Raw genomic sequence first — 16,815 nt, 5'->3', positions numbered from 1 at the left:
CAGACTGTCATAAAGCGGGTGGGATCTCGCCGTTCGCCGCAAATAAAAAGGGCTGCCGGATGGCAGCCCTGTCACGATGTAAAAACCGTTATTCCACGGTCACCGATTTCGCCAGGTTACGCGGCTGATCGACGTCAGTTCCTTTGATCAGCGCGACGTGATAAGCCAGCAGCTGCAGCGGTACAGTATAGAAGATTGGCGCGATCACCTCTTCAACGTGCGGCATCTCAATGATGTGCATATTATCGCTGCTGGTGAAACCCGCATCGCCGTCAGCAAAGACGTACAGCTGGCCGCCGCGGGCGCGAACCTCTTCAATGTTAGATTTCAGCTTTTCCAGCAGTTCGTTGTTCGGCGCGACCACAACCACCGGCATTTCTGCATCAATCAGCGCCAGCGGACCGTGCTTCAGCTCGCCAGCGGCATAGGCTTCCGCGTGAATATAGGAGATCTCTTTCAGCTTCAGCGCCCCTTCAAGGGCAATGGGGTACTGATCGCCACGTCCGAGGAACAGCGCGTGATGTTTATCAGAGAAATTCTCAGCCAGCGCCTCAATGCGCTTGTCCTGCGAGAGCACCTGCTCAATGCGGTTCGGCAGCGCCTGCAGGCCATGCACGATATCGTGTTCAATCGCGGCATCCTGGCCCTTAAGACGCGCCAGTTTCGCCACCAGCATCAGCAGAACGGTCAATTGCGTAGTGAAGGCTTTAGTCGAAGCGACGCCGATTTCCGTCCCGGCATTGGTCATCATCGCCAGATCGGACTCCCGCACCAGTGATGAACCCGGCACGTTACAAATCGCCAGCGAGCCCAGATAGCCCAGCTCTTTCGACAGGCGCAGACCTGCGAGGGTGTCCGCCGTTTCGCCGGACTGCGAGAGGGTGATCATCAGGCTGTTGCGACGCACGGCCGATTTACGATAGCGGAACTCAGAAGCGATTTCGACATCACACGGCACACCGGCCAGCGATTCAAACCAGTAACGGGAAACCATTCCTGAGTTGTAGGAGGTACCGCAGGCGATGATCTGAATATGCTCGACCTGAGACAGCAGCTCGTTAGCCTGCGGGCCCAGTTCGCTTAAATCAACTTCACCGTGGCTAATGCGCCCGGAGAGGGTATTTTTGATCGCGTTCGGCTGCTCGTAGATCTCTTTCTGCATATAGTGGCGATAGATACCTTTATCGCCTGCATCGTACTGCAGACTGGATTCAATATCCGGGCGCAGCACTTCGGCGCCGGATTTATCAAAGATAGTGACCGAACGACGGGTGACTTCCGCAATATCCCCCTCTTCGAGGAAGATAAAGCGGCGGGTAACCGGCAGGAGCGCCAGCTGATCGGAGGCAATGAAGTTTTCTCCCATCCCCAGGCCAATAACCAGCGGGCTGCCCGAACGAGCGGCCAGCAGCGTACCCGGATCGCGGGAATCCATAATCACGGTACCGTAAGCGCCGCGAAGCTGCGGGATAGTCCGCAGAACAGCATCACGCAGGGTGCCGCCTTGTTCCAGCTCCCAGTGAACCAGATGCGCAATAACTTCGGTGTCAGTCTCGGAGGCGAAAACGTAGCCCCGCGACTGCAACAGCTCGCGCAGCGGCTCATGGTTCTCGATAATTCCGTTATGCACGACCACAATATGGTCAGAAACATGCGGATGCGCGTTGCCTTCAGAGGGTTCGCCGTGCGTCGCCCAGCGGGTATGGGCAATTCCCGTCCCACCGTGCAACGGATGTTCCTCCAACGCCTGGGCCAGCATCTGGACTTTCCCAAGGCGACGAACGCGGTTCATATGACCTTCGTTATCGACGACTGCCAGACCGGCGGAGTCATAACCGCGGTATTCCAGACGACGTAAACCTTCGAGAAGGATTTCAGCAATATCACGCTGCGCGACTGCGCCAACAATTCCACACATAGTTTTTCATTCCGATTTTGGCTGTATGCCATACGTTGTCGGTCAACCTGTTTACCCGTTTTTCCGGGCGCCCCGAGCCTTGTAGAGAGTGGGGTTATTTTTATGGGCACTGCCGTGGGGGGAGGATTATTTTATCCCCTCACCCCGCTCTTTCCCCCAAAAGGGCGAAAGAGAAAAGCGTTACTTCTTCTTCACCGGGCGCTGCCAGCCCTGTTTATGAACCTGCGGCACGCGGCTTAAAACTAACTCATCGTCGGCAACGTTGCGCGTTACCGTCGTTCCTGCAGCAATGGTGACTCCCTTGCCGATGGTCACGGGAGCGACCAGCTGGCTGTCCGAACCAACAAACACGTCATCGCCGATCACCGTTTTATGTTTATTTGCGCCATCATAGTTACAGGTGATGGTGCCGGCGCCGATATTGACGTTATCGCCAATCTCAGCGTCTCCGAGGTAGGAAAGATGCCCGGCTTTCGTGCCTCTCCCCAGACGCGCCTTTTTAATTTCGACAAAGTTGCCGACGTGCGCGCCTTCCAGGAGCTCCGCGCCAGGGCGCAGCCGTGCGAATGGCCCGATAGTACAGGCGGCCTCAAGATGAGCATCTTCCACTACGGTATAAGGACTGATCTCGCAGTCATCGCCAATGGTACTGTTCTTGATCACGCAGCCGGAGCCGATCTTCACCCGATTGCCCAGAACAACATGCCCCTCGAGAATAACGTTAGTATCTATTTCGACATCGCGCCCGTGTTTCAGCACGCCGCGCAGGTCAAAACGCGCCGGATCGCGAAGCATTACGCCTGCGAGCAGAAGTTCTTCCGCCTTTTCAGACTGCCAGACGCGTTCCAGGCGGGATAGCTGCAGCCGGTTATTCACGCCTTCCACTTCGCTTAGGCGCTGAGGATGGACTGCCGCGATTTCGCGACCTTCGGCATAGGCCATGGCGATAATATCGGTAATGTAATATTCGCCCTGCACGTTGTTATTGGTCAGCTTAGCCAGCCAGCGTTTGAGATCCGCCCCGTTGGCGACCAGAATTCCGGTATTAATTTCCTGAATCCGACGCTGCTCTTCGCTGGCGTCTTTATGCTCAACAATGCCGGTTACCGCACCGTTATGGCGCGTAATGCGGCCATAGCCGGTCGGATCGTCCAGCTTCACCGTCAGCAAACCGATGCCGCCCTGCGGTTTCGCTTCTCGCAGGCGCTTTAATGTTTCGACGGAAATCAACGGTACATCGCCGTACAGCATGAGGATATCTTCATCATCTTTGAAGAACGGCGCCGCCTGCTGCATGGCGTGGCCGGTACCCAGCTGTTCAGCCTGTAAGATCCAATTTAGCTTATCTTCGTGCAGCGTCTGGCGAAGGAGATCGCCGCCGTGCCCGTAGACCAAATGGACAGCGGAAGCACCTAATTCTTTAGCCGTATCAATGACATGCTGAACCATTGGCTTGCCGGCCAGCGAATGCAGCACCTTGGGAAGATCGGAATACATGCGGGTACCCTTGCCTGCGGCAAGAATCACCACGCTCATCGGACTGTTTGACATACGCATCCTGACTGCTGTTAGAACGAAAAGTAAAAGCCTTTCACGTTGAAATATCTACATATTTTTCATCATGAAACGAGACGGAGATAAAACGCGCAGGCTTCACGCAATACATCATTTTAGGGGGCTATTTTTAGTCAGCGCAAACCCGTTTCGCGCAAAAAAATCATTTTTATGAGGGGGTGGCCAGGCTATCCCTCTGCTTTTGCTGTTTTTTTGGCGGGTAAATAAAGAAAACCCATAAAATAAAACGCAGTTTTAATATTCATTAATTGTGACGTGATAAATAGAAACGCCATTTCATTTTCCTGATAATGCCGATTAATAATTACCCAGGAGAAAAGAATGAATAACAAAATACCTTTGGCATTAACCCTTTGCAGTACGATGATCGCGCTACCGCTGCAGGCCAACGAAGGCCCTCAGTGGCGCGCTATCGCCTTCGGGCAATCCACGGACAGCAATTTTTCCTCGAATGTTCTGCCTGAAAAGATTGGCGTCAATGATGTCACTATCGCCGGTAAAAAACTGACGCCGCAGGACGTCGCCGATCTCAGCCAACCCATTACTATTGAAAGCCGGGGAGGTAAAATTGCCAACTCCCACGACGGACTGACCTTCTTTTATACCCAACTTCCGACCAGCCAGAATTTTATCCTGCAGGCAACGGTGACCGTCAATCAGTTTGGCCCGGAAAATGGCGCTCGCCCGGCAGCACAGGAAGGGGCAGGACTGCTGGTGCGCGATGTAATAGGAGTTCCGCGTCAACAGCCGCTGAAGGTCGGTTATGAAGAGTTCCCGGCGGTGTCCAATATGGTGATGAACGCCATTATGACGCAGGATAAAAAAGATCACTCGCATATTAAGCTGCAGGCTATCAGCCGGGAAGGGATAACCCAACCGTGGGGCAATGCGGGGGCATCAATAAAGCGTCAGAGTTATAAAGAAAAAATCGATATACAGCAAACGCCGACGTTCCAGCTCAGGCTGGAACGCACCAACGACGGGTTTATTACTTCCTGGGCAGCTACGGGCAGTGAAAAATGGGTAAGCCAGCAGGTTCCTCACGCCGATCTGATTGCTCAACAGGATAAAGAACATTACTACGTCGGTTTTTTTGCTTCTCGTAACGCTAAAATCACCGTCAGCAACGCCTCGCTCACCACGTCAGCGGCAAATACTGTTCCCTCTGCGCCGTACATCGCTAAAAGCTGGCCGCCGGTCATGCAAATTGCCTCGGGAACAAAAAGCCAGGACAAAAAGTACATCCTACAGGCGCGTACCAATAGTGACGGGCGCATCACCGTTCGCCAGGATGAAGTGGTGATCGGGCAGGATAAAGCCGTGAAAGCCGGTGAGATGTTTACCCAGCCTGCCGTTCTGAAAGATAAAAGCACGTTCGAAGTTACCTTTACGCCGACCACCAGCGCAAAAACGCTGACCCAGACGCTGACGGTGGAACAGAGTGCCAATATCACAGGCAATACGCTCTATGCTGCACCTGAGGGGCAAGCGCAGGCCAAAGGCACGGCAGAGTCGCCGTTGGATTTAGCCTCCGCCGTCGAGCTCGTACCCGCTGGCGGGGAAATTATATTAGCCGCCGGAGACTACCCGCAAACCGTCATCCCTCTGAGCGCCAGCGGCCTGAAAGACAAAACCAAGACCCTGAAAGCCGCCGGTAAAGCGGTAATACACGGGCTACTGCTGGATGCCAGCTACTGGCATATCGTTGGAGTAGATATTACGGATAAGAGCCTGCGCATACAGGGTAGCCATAACCTGATTGAGAACGTCACCGCTTATCGTAACGATGATACCGGCATTCAAATTTCCTCACCGGCGGATGTAGGACGCCCGCTGTGGGCCAGCTATAACCGGGTGGTGAATTCAGAATCCTTTAGCAACGAAGATCCAGGAAAAATAAACGCCGATGGCTTCGCTGTAAAAATGCGCGTAGGAGAGGGGAACCGGCTGGAAGGCTGTTACTCGCACGATAACATCGACGACGGTTTCGATCTGTTTAATAAGATTGAGGACGGTGCAAACGGCGTTGTGGTGATCGAGAACTCTATTGCCCGCAATAATACCAGCAACGGTTTTAAGCTCGGCGGGGAAGGGCAGCCGGTTGCTCATGAGGTACGTAACAGCATCGCCATCGGGAACCATCTCGACGGTTTCACCGACAACTTCAATCCCGGCAAGCTGGTAGTGGTCAACAACGTCGCGGTGGATAACCAGCGCTTTAACTACCTGTTCCGCCCAAGCCCATACGGCGCGCCGGAAACCCAGGGCACGTTCAGCGAGAACCTTTCCTTACGTAGCCAGCCGGGGAAATATGACGATGCCGTTGTCGGGAATATCGACGATAGCAACTACTTTATCCACGGTGGTAAAAGCATCAACGCTCAAGGAAAAAGCATTAACAGCGCCGATTACCAGACTCTGGCGCTGCCTGACCCGCTAATACGTGAGGCTGACGGCAGCTTCAATACCGGTAACTTCCTCAGCCGTAATTAACCCCGCTATACGTGAAAAACATAAAGGTCGCCCTGGGGCGACCTTTTCACTTTCTGTCTGTTTCACACCGCATGTGTTGTCGTTTTAGTTAGCGGTACAGCGCAAAAACAGCCTGGAAAGTTGACTTCTTAGTGGTTGAACGTACCGAAGGTTACGTTCATAGCACTGAAGAAAGCGACGATTTTATTAAGCAGTTTCATGATCTCTTCCTGGATAGTGATTACGTTTTATGATGCATTTTTTGTGACTTACATCACAAAACAAAGTCTACGCTGCATTCTCCAAACGATCAACAAAAATGAGATGTTCATCACAAATTTTTTAAACCATCTTTTTAGTTTTGTTATTTCTGAAACGAAGCCATAAAAAAAGCCAGCCTGGAAACCAGACTGGCTTTTTAACTTTCAAGCCGGTGTTACATCGCTTTTTTGGTCAACTCGATAACGCGCAGTTTAGCGATCGCTTTGGCCAGTTCCGCGGACGCCTGAGCGTAATCCACGTCACCATGAGAGCTCTTAATGTGCTCTTCAGCCTTACGTTTCGCTTCCAGGGCTCGCGCTTCGTCGAGATCCTGGCCACGAATTGCCGTATCAGCCAGAACGGTCGTGCTACCCGGCTGCACTTCAAGAATGCCGCCTGACAGGTAGATAAATTCTTCGTGACCGTGCTGCTTAACGATGCGAATCATACCAGGCTTAATGGCGGTGAGCAGCGGCGCGTGCCCCGGGTAAATACCCAGTTCACCTTCGCTACCCGTTACCTGGATTTTCTCGACCAGACCAGAGAACATTTGTTTCTCTGCGCTGACGACGTCCAGGTGGTAAGTCATTGCCATATCACCCTCCGATTAAGGCGTTAAAGTTTTTTGGCTTTTTCCACGGCTTCGTCGATAGAACCGACCATGTAGAACGCCTGCTCCGGCAGGTGATCGTATTCGCCTTCCATGATGCCTTTAAAGCCACGGATGGTGTCTTTCAGGGAGACGTATTTGCCCGGAGAACCGGTAAATACTTCTGCCACGAAGAACGGCTGGGACAGGAAGCGCTGAATCTTACGTGCGCGAGCTACCACCAGTTTATCTTCTTCAGACAGTTCATCCATACCCAGGATGGCGATAATGTCTTTCAGTTCCTGATAACGCTGCAGGATGGACTGAACGCCACGAGCGGTGTCGTAGTGCTCCTGGCCAACAACCAGCGGATCCAGCTGACGGCTGGTGGAGTCCAGCGGGTCAACTGCCGGGTAAATCCCCAGAGAAGCGATCTGACGGCTCAGTACCACGGTTGCGTCAAGGTGCGCAAAGGTGGTGGCTGGAGACGGGTCAGTCAAGTCATCCGCAGGTACGTATACCGCCTGTACGGAAGTGATAGAACCCGTTTTGGTGGAGGTGATACGTTCCTGCAGAACGCCCATCTCTTCCGCCAGAGTCGGCTGGTAACCTACCGCTGAAGGCATACGACCCAGCAGTGCGGATACTTCAGTACCGGCCAGGGTGTAACGATAGATGTTATCGACGAACAGCAGAACGTCACGACCTTCGTCACGGAACTTCTCAGCCATGGTCAGGCCGGTCAGCGCAACGCGCAGACGGTTTCCCGGCGGCTCGTTCATCTGGCCATACACCAGGGATACTTTATCGATAACGTTGGAGTCGGTCATTTCGTGGTAGAAGTCGTTACCCTCACGAGTACGTTCACCTACGCCCGCAAACACGGAGTAACCGGAGTGCTCGATCGCGATGTTACGGATCAGCTCCATCATGTTTACGGTTTTACCTACACCCGCACCACCGAACAGACCAACTTTACCGCCCTTCGCAAACGGACACATCAGGTCGATAACTTTGATGCCGGTTTCCAGCAGTTCCTGAGAGTTTGACAACTCTTCGTAGGAAGGCGCTGCGCGGTGAATCGCCCAACGCTCTTCTTCGCCGATGTCGCCTTTCATGTCTACCGGTTGGCCCAGTACGTTCATGATACGACCCAGCGTTGCTTTACCTACCGGGACTTCGATCGGATGCTCGAGGTCTTTGACTTCCAGACCGCGACGCAGACCGTCGGAAGAACCCATGGCGATGGTACGAACAATACCGCCGCCGAGCTGCTGCTGAACTTCCAGCACCAGATTCTCACTACCATTTTGTACCTCAAGAGCCTCGTACACGCGCGGTACGGCATCCTGAGGGAATTCGACGTCGACCACGGCGCCGATTACCTGGACAATTTTTCCAGTAGCCATCTTGAATCCTCTACGAATTAACCTGGTTATACCGCGGATGCTCCACCGACGATCTCGGTGAGTTCCTGAGTAATGCTGGCCTGACGAGCTTTGTTGTATACCAACTGCAGCTCTTTAATCAGGCTGCCGCCATTGTCGGTCGCGGCTTTCATCGCCACCATACGTGCGGCCTGCTCGCTGGCCAGGTTTTCTACCACGCCCTGATAAACCTGAGATTCCACATAACGACGCAGCAGGGTATCCAGCAGCGCTTTCGGATCGGGTTCATACAGGTAATCCCAGGATTTACGCTTCAACTCACCATCTTCTGAAGCCGGTAACGGCAGCAGCTGAGTAATGGTTGGAACCTGAGACATGGTGTTAATAAATTTGTTGCTGACAATATACAGCTTGTCCAGACGGCCTTCATCGTAGGCCTGCAACATCACTTTTACCGGACCGATCAGTTCGGACAGGGATGGGTTATCCCCCATACCCGTCACCTGGGCGACAACATTACCGCTAACGGAATTAAAGAAAGACACGCCCTTCGAGCCGATCATTGCGAGTTCGCACTGAACGCCTTTATCGGACCATGCTTTCATTTCCGCCAGCAGCTTTTTGAACAGGTTAATGTTCAAGCCACCACACAGACCACGGTCGGTAGACACCACCAGGTAGCCCACGCGTTTAACGTCGCGTTCTTCCAGGTAAGGGTGCTTATATTCCAGATTACCGTTCGCAAGGTGACCGATCACTTTGCGCATCGTATCTGCATAAGGACGGCTGGCTGCCATGCGCTCCTGCGATTTACGCATTTTGGAAGCGGCGACCATTTCCATCGCTTTAGTGATCTTTTGCGTGTTCTGGACGCTTGCGATCTTACTACGTATCTCTTTTGCGCCGGCCATGAGCTTCTCCTCAATGCCTTGCGGCCTGCCCTAAAGCAAGCCGCCAGACTTTACCAGGATTGGGTTGCTTTGAAGGAATCGAGGATGCCTTTCAGCTTGCCTTCGATTTCGTCGTTATAGCCACCGGACTGGTTGATCTCTTGCATCAACGGAGCGTGATCACGGTCGACGTAAGCCAGCAGAGCGGCTTCAAAGCTACCGATTTTCGCCAGCTCTACATCCGCCAGATAACCACGTTCTGCCGCGAACAGAACCAGAGACTGCTGCGCAACGGACATCGGCGCATACTGTTTCTGTTTCAGCAGTTCAGTTACTTTCTGACCGTGGTCCAGCTGCTTACGGGTTGCATCGTCAAGGTCAGAAGCAAACTGCGAGAACGCCGCCAGTTCGCGATACTGTGCCAGCGCGGTACGAATACCACCGGACAGTTTCTTCATGATCTTGGTCTGAGCTGCACCACCAACACGGGATACGGAGATACCCGGGTTAACCGCAGGACGAATACCGGAGTTGAACAGGTTGGTTTCCAGGAAGATCTGACCATCGGTAATAGAAATTACGTTGGTCGGAACGAACGCAGAAACGTCACCCGCCTGGGTTTCGATAATCGGCAGAGCGGTCAGAGAACCGGTTTTACCTTTCACTTCACCTTTGGTGAAAGCTTCAACGTATTCGACGTTAACACGTGCAGCACGCTCCAGCAGACGAGAGTGGAGGTAGAATACGTCGCCCGGGAATGCTTCACGTCCAGGCGGACGGCGGAGCAGCAGGGAAATCTGACGGTAAGCAACGGCCTGTTTAGACAGGTCATCATAAATGATCAGCGCATCTTCACCGCGGTCACGGAAGTATTCACCCATTGCGCAACCGGCATACGGAGCCAGGTATTGCAGCGCGGCGGATTCAGATGCGGTTGCAACCACAACGATGGTGTTAGACAGCGCGCCGTGTTCTTCCAGTTTACGCACCACGTTAGAAATGGTGGACGCTTTCTGGCCGATTGCCACGTAGACGCACTTGATGCCGGAATCACGCTGGTTGATGATGGCGTCGATTGCCAGAGCGGTTTTACCGGTCTGACGGTCGCCGATGATCAGTTCACGCTGACCACGACCGATTGGGATCATGGCATCAACGGATTTATAACCGGTCTGCACCGGCTGATCGACGGACTGACGTTCGATTACGCCCGGAGCGATAGCTTCAACGGCAGAGAAGCCGTCGTGCTCCAGCGGACCTTTACCATCAATCGGTGCACCCAGAGTGTTAACCACACGTCCCAGCAGGCCGCGGCCAACCGGAACTTCAAGGATACGGCCAGTACATTTAACCTTCATGCCTTCGGCGAGGTCAGCGTACGGACCCATCACAACCGCACCAACGGAGTCGCGCTCCAGGTTCAGTGCGATAGCGTAACGGTTACCCGGCAGAGCGATCATCTCACCCTGCATACAATCGGCCAGGCCGTGAATGCGGATAACACCGTCACTTACAGAAACGATAGTACCTTCGTTATGAGCCTCGCTCACAACATTGAACTGAGCAATGCGCTGCTTGATCAGTTCGCTGATTTCGGTGGAATTCAGTTGCATGCTCCAGTCCCCTTAAGACTGCAAGACGTCTGCAAGGCGTTCAAGACGGCCGCGTACGCTGCCATCAATGACCATATCACCCGCACGGATGATAACGCCTGCCATTACAGACTTATCGATTTTGCAATTCAGCTTAACTTTGCGTGACAGACGTTTTTCCATCGCGCTGGTGATTTTCGCAAGCTGTTCTTCGCTCATCTGAGCGGCAGAAATAACTTCTACCTCTGCGGTTGCCTCACTGGCAGCGCGCAGGTGAATGAACTGCTCAAGAACATCAGGGAGCGCATTCAGACGACCATTTTCAGCCATTACCCGAATCAGGTTTTGACCGTTTTCGTCCAGTTGCTCACCACAAACCGCGATAAACGCATCAGAGAGCGTTTCCGGCGCCAGCGCGCCAGAGAGTAGCTCTGCCATTTGTTCGTTTTTAGTCACTTCAGCGGCAAACGCCAGCATATCCTGCCAGCGCTCTACGCTTTGGTGTTCGACGGCAAAGTCAAAAGCTGCTTTGGCGTAGGGGCGAGCTACCGTTACAAATTCAGACATCAGCCCCTCCCTCCTTACAGTTCAGCGACAAGTTTATCCACGATGTCGCTGTTAGCAGCTTCATCCACGGAACGTTCGATGATCTTCTCGGCGCCAGCAACAGCCAGGATAGCGACCTGCTTACGCAGCTCCTCGCGAGCACGTTTACGTTCGGCATCGATTTCAGCCTGCGCCTGTGCGACGATTTTAGTGCGTTCCTGTTCTGCTTCAGCTTTGGCTTCGTCCAGAATCTGAGAGCGACGCTTGTTCGCCTGCTCGATGATTACCTGGGCTTCCGCTTTCGCTTTTTTCAGCTGGTCGGTCGCGTTGGCCTGTGCAAGGTCCAAATCTTTCTTAGCGCGTTCTGCAGAAGCTAAACCGTCAGAAATTTCTTTCTGGCGCTTTTCGATGGCAGCCATTAACGGCGGCCATACATACTTCATGCAGAACCATACGAAGATAACAAACGCGATGGCCTGGCCGAGGATTGTTGCGTTCATGTTCACAGCACAATACCTCTTAAAAAATAACTCTGTGGCTTAGGTTTCTTTCGAACAACTTACTACGCGACGGCGAACATCACGTACAGACCCAGACCTACAGCGATCATCGGGATAGCATCCACCAGACCCATAACGATAAAGAACTGAGTACGCAGCAGAGGAATCAGATCCGGTTGACGCGCTGCGCCTTCCAGGAATTTACCCCCGAGGATGCCGATACCGATCGCAGCACCGATTGCCGCCAGACCCATCATCACAGCGGCAGCCATGTACAGCAGATCCATATTCAGGTTTTCCATGACAGTCTCCAGTTTGTTTCAGTTAAAACGTAGTATGTTGGTAAAAAATCAATGCTCTTCAGATGCCATCGACAGATAGACGATCGTCAGAACCATGAAGATGAAGGCTTGCAGCGTAATAATCAGGATGTGGAAAATGGCCCACGGCACATTCAGAACCCACTGTGACCACCACGGCAACAGACCAGCAATCAGAATGAAAATCAGCTCACCGGCATACATGTTGCCGAACAGTCGCAGACCCAGAGATACAGGTTTAGACAGCAGGCTTACCCCTTCAAGGATTAAGTTGACAGGAATGAACGCCCAGTGATTGAACGGCTGCAGGGTCAGTTCTTTAACGAACCCGCCCACGCCTTTCATTTTGATGCTGTAGAAAAGAATCAGGATAAACACGCCAAGCGCCATCGACAGGGTGATGTTGACGTCCGCAGACGGAACCACGCGCAGTGCTGGCAGGCCGAAAATGTGTTCACCGATGTATGGCAACAGGTCGATAGGCAGCAGGTCCATCAGGTTCATCAGGAATACCCAAACGAACACGGTGAGGGCCAGCGGAGCGATAACCTTGCTCTTGCCGTGGTACATGTCTTTAACGCTGCCATGGACGAAGCCGATGATCATCTCGATAAAGGTCTGGAATTTTCCCGGTACGCCGCTGGTCGCCTTTTTGGCTACGCTACGGAACATAAGCAGGAACAACAGACCAAGCACCACCGAGAAGAACATGGAGTCAATGTTGAGCGTCCAGAAGGTGGCCGGGGGGTTATGCGGATCCACCAGCGAGAAAGTACGCAGGTCCAGCTGAAGGTTATTCAGATGGTGTCCTATGTATTCCTGCGGCGTCATATTTTCTGAAGCCATGATGCCTTTTACCCTTTGTTGTTAATTACAGCTGGCGCCAGAACTTGTACCACCAGCACCAAAACCCACGTCACTATCAGCGGCAAAAACACCACTTTGAAAACCGCCAGCGCCACCGCCAGAAGGGCGAAGGTCAACAACACCTTGAAAGCTTCGCCGAGAGCGAAGGTCCAGGCCACTCGGCCTTTAGCAGGTGTATGCGCCTGATGACGCCAGGCAAAAATCATAAAAATCATATTTGGCAAAAGAACCGCCAAACCTCCGCTAACGGCGGAGATGCCCCAGAAAGGGTCTTTGAGGCTGAACAGCAGTCCACTTGCTATTACCGCCAGTAACTGAATAAACAGAAGCTTACGAGCAACGTTTCGACTCAAGAGCGACACTGACATCACGTATTTACTCCTGCTCCCTTCGAGGTATGTCGCGTGTCGTATAAAACGTCCTTTAAGACGAAGAGTCAAGCATCAAAAAGCGGACAAATTATACGGTGACGCCCCGTGATTTCAAACAATAAGTAGCAAAATAGTGAATAAATGTTTAATTATTTTCCGACTGACAACTTTTCATGCATTTCACCAATCTGTGAGCCGTCATGCAAAACTGCAAATACCGCGAAAACACGGCTATTAAAGCGTGCATCAGATCACATAATAAACATTTTTCGTGAAATCGAATTAATTCTGTACATAAAACTCAATTTTTTATCCAATTGATATTCAACATAAAAAGTGGGTATTCTTTCTAAAACAATCCCATATACAATAAAAACCTTTTATTGACATTCATAATAAAAATTTAACATCAGTATGAAGTGCAAGCAGCGAGATTTTTAGCGTACTGATATTTTCAATGTTGACTATTCTCCTGGTAAAGCAACAGCGCAAAGTTAACCGAAAGAAAAACCATGGTAACGACAAGGTTAAATCTTATCCGATACTACCCTGCCGTGACTTTTATTTTTGTAACATGCACAACCCGGTTTTTTTTCACATTTTTTGATAAAAATTAAATCATTTTTGGCTGGACCACCACAAGGTGACGCTCACCATCCAGCTGAGGAACATGCAGTTCGAAAACATCACTAATGGCAAACCCTTCCGGAAGATTGGCCATTTCATCTTCTTGCGCTAACCCTTTGAGCGCATAGAAGTGACCGTCCTGCGCCGGTAAATGATGGCACCAGCTCACCATATCATTCAGCGACGCAAAAGCGCGGCTGATCACGCCATCAAACGGCGGTTCAGCCGGAAACGCTTCCACGCGGCTTTGTACCGGCGTGATGTTATCCAGTTTTAACTCATGCTGGACCTGTCGCAGGAAACGTACTCGTTTACCGAGGCTATCCAGCAGGGTGAAATGAGATTCAGGGCGTACGATAGCCAGCGGGATCCCCGGCAGACCCGGTCCGGTACCCACATCGATAAAACGCGTTCCTTTAAGGTATGGCGCAACAACAATGCTATCGAGAATGTGGCGTACCAGCATCTCATCCGGATCGCGAACCGAGGTAAGGTTATAGGCCTTATTCCACTTATCCAGCATGCCTACATAGGCGACCAGCTGATTTTTCTGGTGATCGGTAAGTGAAATACCCGCTTCATCAAGCAGACGAGAAAGTTTGTTGATCACGTTCGGTACCTGTTTAAAAACAATGAGCCCGGAGGCGATGCGCTTACCGGGCTGGATATAAACCAGGCGGATATCTTATGCGCTATCCGCCAAATGTATCGTTCAGGGAAAGTCAGGCGCTACGGCGCAGCATTCCCTGCTTTTTCAACCACACCAGCAAAATCGAGATTGCCGCAGGCGTAATGCCGGAAATACGCGATGCCTGCCCTATTGAAGACGGCTTGTGGTCGTTCAACTTAGCAATGACTTCGTTCGACAGCCCATTCACCTGGCGATAATCAAGCGTGGCAGGCAGCAACGTGTTTTCATTGCGCTGCTGTTTCTCAATCTCATCCTGCTGGCGCGCGATGTAGCCTTCGTATTTTACCTGAATCTCAACCTGTTCCGCGGCCTGCTTGTCTTCAAGACCCGGCGAGAATGGCGACATCTTCACCAGCTGTTCGTAGGTCATTTCCGGACGACGGAGCAAATCTTCACCGTTAGCTTCACGAGACAAAGGCGCCGTCAGATGTGCGTTAACTTCAGCGGCGCTTTCCGCCAGCGGATTTACCCAGCTGGATTTCAGGCGCTGACGTTCACGTTCAATACTCTCAAGCTTCTCGTTGAAACGCGCCCAGCGTTCATCATCTACCAGGCCCAGTTCACGGCCTTGCTCAGTCAGGCGCAGATCGGCGTTGTCTTCACGCAGCATCAGGCGGTATTCCGCACGTGAAGTAAACATGCGGTACGGCTCTTTGGTGCCGAGCGTACACAGATCGTCCACCAGGACGCCAAGGTAGGCCTGGGAGCGACCCGGCGCCCATCCCTCTTTCTCGGCAGAGAAGCGGGCTGCGTTCAGGCCTGCCAGCAGGCCCTGAGCGGCCGCTTCTTCATAACCGGTAGTGCCGTTAATCTGGCCCGCAAAAAACAGGCCATGGATAAATTTACTTTCCAGCGTTGGTTTCAGGTCACGCGGATCGAAGAAATCGTACTCGATAGCGTAGCCGGGGCGAACGATTTTTGCATTTTCCATCCCCTGCATTGAGCGGACGATTTGCATCTGGACATCAAACGGCAGGCTGGTGGAGATGCCATTTGGATAAATTTCGTTCGACGTCAGTCCTTCCGGCTCGAGGAAGATCTGATGCTGATTGCGATCGGCAAAACGCATCACCTTGTCTTCGATCGAAGGACAGTAGCGAGGGCCGATCCCTTCAATCACGCCGGCATACATCGGGCTACGATCGAGGTTATTGCGGATCACATCGTGGGTTTTCTCGTTGGTATGCGTGACATAGCACGGTACCTGACGCGGGTGCTGGGAAGCATTCCCCATAAACGAGAAAACCGGCATTGGATCGTCGCCGTGCTGCTGAGCCAGAACGCTGAAATCAATGGTCCGCGCATCAATACGCGGTGGGGTACCGGTTTTCAGGCGGCTGACGCGTAGCGGCAGTTCACGTAAACGGCGAGACAGCGGGATCGACGGAGGATCGCCAGCGCGACCGCCGCTGTAGTTATCGAGTCCGATATGGATCTTACCGTCGAGGAATGTCCCTACGGTCAGCACTACCGCTTTGGCGCGGAATTTAAGCCCCATCTGGGTAACAGCACCCACCACGCGATCGTTCTCCACAATCAGATCTTCAACGGCCTGCTGGAAGATCATCAAATTAGGCTGATTCTCCAGGGCCGTGCGTACGGCTTGCCGATAAAGCACGCGATCGGCCTGAGCGCGAGTCGCCCGTACGGCTGGGCCTTTGCTGGCGTTTAGTATCCTAAACTGGATACCGGCATGGTCAATGGCCTTCGCCATCAGGCCGCCAAGCGCATCCACTTCTTTTACCAGGTGTCCTTTCCCAATGCCGCCAATCGCCGGGTTACAGCTCATTTGCCCTAGCGTGTCGATATTGTGTGTCAAAAGCAGAGTCTGTTGACCCATTCGCGCTGCGGCCATTGCGGCCTCAGTGCCTGCATGACCCCCGCCAATGATGATGACGTCAAAAGGATCCTGATAAAACATGGTGGTATGCCTCGCATAAAGCGGTTTGAAAATGGATTGAAGCCCGGGCCGTGGATTCTACTCAACTTTCGCCTTTCGAGAAAGCGCCGGGATCCTGAGTATTAAAAAGAAGATCTTTTATTTAGAGATCTGTTTTATTGTGATCTCTTATTAGGATCGGCTTGTCTTGTGGATAAGTCGGATCCAAGATTTAAGATCAATCGGTTAAGAAGGATCGCTTTCTGTGAATGATCGGTGATCCTGGTCCGTATAAGCTGGGATCAAAATGAAGGGTTATACACAGCACA

14 protein-coding genes are annotated in these 16,815 nt (G+C 52.4%); 1 reads left to right on the top strand and 13 read right to left on the bottom strand.

Annotated features, from left to right (window positions below; all coding sequences use genetic code 11):
* Nucleotides 1–88: 88 nt before the first annotated feature.
* Together glmS and glmU are read right to left on the bottom strand one after the other, a co-directional pair.
* The gene (glmS, locus tag ABLV75_RS22205) at nt 89–1,918 is read right to left on the bottom strand and encodes a glutamine--fructose-6-phosphate transaminase (isomerizing) (protein ID WP_004107265.1); all 1,830 of its coding nucleotides are present in this window, start codon (nt 1,916–1,918) and stop codon (nt 89–91) included.
* Between the two features lie 180 nt (nt 1,919–2,098).
* Nucleotides 2,099–3,469: a bifunctional UDP-N-acetylglucosamine diphosphorylase/glucosamine-1-phosphate N-acetyltransferase GlmU gene (gene glmU / locus ABLV75_RS22200; protein WP_004107268.1), complete on the bottom strand. Its 1,371-nt coding sequence runs from the start codon at nt 3,467–3,469 to the stop codon at nt 2,099–2,101.
* Between the two features lie 345 nt (nt 3,470–3,814).
* On the opposite strand from glmU, the gene ABLV75_RS22195 reads away from it, so the two are divergent.
* The gene (locus ABLV75_RS22195; protein ID WP_348855165.1) at nt 3,815–5,986 is read left to right on the top strand and encodes a right-handed parallel beta-helix repeat-containing protein; all 2,172 of its coding nucleotides are present in this window, start codon (nt 3,815–3,817) and stop codon (nt 5,984–5,986) included.
* Between the two features lie 415 nt (nt 5,987–6,401).
* Here ABLV75_RS22195 and ABLV75_RS22190 read toward each other — a convergent pair whose 3' ends face one another.
* The 11 genes from ABLV75_RS22190 to mnmG form a co-directional block, all read right to left on the bottom strand.
* A complete protein-coding gene (locus ABLV75_RS22190; RefSeq protein ID WP_004107274.1) occupies nt 6,402–6,821 on the bottom strand; it encodes a F0F1 ATP synthase subunit epsilon in 420 nt (139 codons plus the stop codon).
* A 20-nt stretch (nt 6,822–6,841) separates the two neighbouring features.
* Nucleotides 6,842–8,224: a F0F1 ATP synthase subunit beta gene (gene atpD / locus ABLV75_RS22185; protein ID WP_004107276.1), complete on the bottom strand. Its 1,383-nt coding sequence runs from the start codon at nt 8,222–8,224 to the stop codon at nt 6,842–6,844.
* A 26-nt stretch (nt 8,225–8,250) separates the two neighbouring features.
* Complete coding sequence (gene atpG / locus ABLV75_RS22180) at nt 8,251–9,114, bottom strand: F0F1 ATP synthase subunit gamma (protein ID WP_004107278.1); 864 nt, start codon at nt 9,112–9,114, stop codon at nt 8,251–8,253.
* Nucleotides 9,115–9,164: 50 nt separating this feature from the next.
* Entirely contained in the window at nt 9,165–10,706 is a 1,542-nt protein-coding gene (gene atpA / locus ABLV75_RS22175; RefSeq protein ID WP_004107281.1) for a F0F1 ATP synthase subunit alpha, read from the bottom strand.
* 12 nt (nt 10,707–10,718) lie between these two features.
* Complete coding sequence (gene atpH, locus ABLV75_RS22170; RefSeq protein WP_004107287.1) at nt 10,719–11,252, bottom strand: F0F1 ATP synthase subunit delta; 534 nt, start codon at nt 11,250–11,252, stop codon at nt 10,719–10,721.
* A 14-nt stretch (nt 11,253–11,266) separates the two neighbouring features.
* Nucleotides 11,267–11,737, bottom strand: a complete 471-nt coding sequence (atpF, locus tag ABLV75_RS22165; RefSeq protein ID WP_004107293.1) for a F0F1 ATP synthase subunit B — start codon at nt 11,735–11,737, stop codon at nt 11,267–11,269.
* A 56-nt stretch (nt 11,738–11,793) separates the two neighbouring features.
* Nucleotides 11,794–12,033 (bottom strand): F0F1 ATP synthase subunit C, encoded by a 240-nt coding sequence (atpE, locus tag ABLV75_RS22160; RefSeq protein WP_000429386.1) that lies wholly within the window; start codon nt 12,031–12,033, stop codon nt 11,794–11,796.
* Between the two features lie 48 nt (nt 12,034–12,081).
* Entirely contained in the window at nt 12,082–12,897 is an 816-nt protein-coding gene (gene atpB, locus ABLV75_RS22155) for a F0F1 ATP synthase subunit A (protein ID WP_004107295.1), read from the bottom strand.
* 8 nt (nt 12,898–12,905) lie between these two features.
* Complete coding sequence (atpI, locus tag ABLV75_RS22150) at nt 12,906–13,286, bottom strand: F0F1 ATP synthase subunit I (protein WP_004107297.1); 381 nt, start codon at nt 13,284–13,286, stop codon at nt 12,906–12,908.
* 616 nt (nt 13,287–13,902) lie between these two features.
* Nucleotides 13,903–14,526, bottom strand: coding sequence for a 16S rRNA (guanine(527)-N(7))-methyltransferase RsmG (rsmG, locus tag ABLV75_RS22145; RefSeq protein ID WP_004107299.1), 624 nt, complete (start codon nt 14,524–14,526; stop codon nt 13,903–13,905).
* A gap of 112 nt (nt 14,527–14,638) precedes the next feature.
* Nucleotides 14,639–16,528 (bottom strand): tRNA uridine-5-carboxymethylaminomethyl(34) synthesis enzyme MnmG, encoded by a 1,890-nt coding sequence (mnmG, locus tag ABLV75_RS22140; RefSeq protein ID WP_004107302.1) that lies wholly within the window; start codon nt 16,526–16,528, stop codon nt 14,639–14,641.
* Nucleotides 16,529–16,815 lie beyond the last annotated feature (287 nt).

This window comes from Klebsiella sp. CN_Kp066, assembly GCF_040065135.1.
GTDB lineage: Bacteria > Pseudomonadota > Gammaproteobacteria > Enterobacterales > Enterobacteriaceae > Klebsiella > Klebsiella oxytoca.
Note: the sequence above shows the minus strand (reverse complement) of the source record. Positions and strands in the feature narration are given on the sequence as shown.